The sequence below is a fragment of the Paraburkholderia sp. Ac-20336 genome (genome assembly GCF_017105025.1).
In the GTDB taxonomy this organism is placed as follows: Bacteria; Pseudomonadota; Gammaproteobacteria; order Burkholderiales; family Burkholderiaceae; genus Paraburkholderia.
In genome coordinates, this window is record NZ_JAAGPS010000320.1 from 1 (window position 1) to 738 (window position 738).

General features: G+C 69.8%; 1 protein-coding gene. It reads left to right on the forward strand.

The features are described 5' to 3' along the window. Positions 1-253: 253 nt before the first annotated feature. Positions 254-738 (forward strand): methylenetetrahydromethanopterin dehydrogenase (locus GXB81_RS31240; RefSeq protein WP_241016608.1); only part of this gene is annotated, 485 nt, incomplete at its 3' end.

Genomic DNA, 738 nt, shown 5'->3' on the forward strand with positions numbered 1-738 from the left:
CAATAGCGGCGCGGCGATCCGCGAGGCCGACGCGCATGCGCCGCGCATCGACGCCGCATGATGCGCGCACTGTGCACGCTACGCGCCGGAGGGCCGGTGGTGCTGCCGGTCCAGGTGGCGTCTCCGCTGCCATCGAGCGCGGTGTACGCGCCGCCAACCGGGCCTGTGCGCTGCCGCCACGCCCCATATCGCGCGCGCTGTCACGCCCGACACCGCGCCGTCCACGAAATTGCCACTGAAACGAGCCCTCGTCATGTCAGAAACCATTGAAAGGCCCTACATCCTGCACATGTTCACGGCCACGCCGCAAATGAGTCCGTTCGACGTCAACATGGCCGCCGACGCCGGCTATCAGGTCATCGTGCCGTATTGCGGCGTCGAGGCCGGCATGGTCGCGAACCTGACCCAGGACGCGATCTTTTCGCGCGGCCCGAAAGGCGTATCGCGCACCGGCATCTTCATCGGCGGACGCGATGTGATGCAAGCCGCCGACATGCTCGACACCGCGCGCCGCGCGATGGTCCCGCCGTTCGAGGTCTCGGTGTTCGCCGATCCGAGCGGCTCGTACACGACCGCCGCCGCGCTCGTCGCGCTGGTCGAGCGGCATCTCGGCAAGCAGCACGGCGTGGAACTCGGCGGCAAGCGCGTGCTGATTCTCGGCGGCACCGGCGCGGTCGGGCGCATCGCGGCGGCGATCGCGGCCTCGCGCGGCGCCGACGTGACGATCGCGAGCCACCA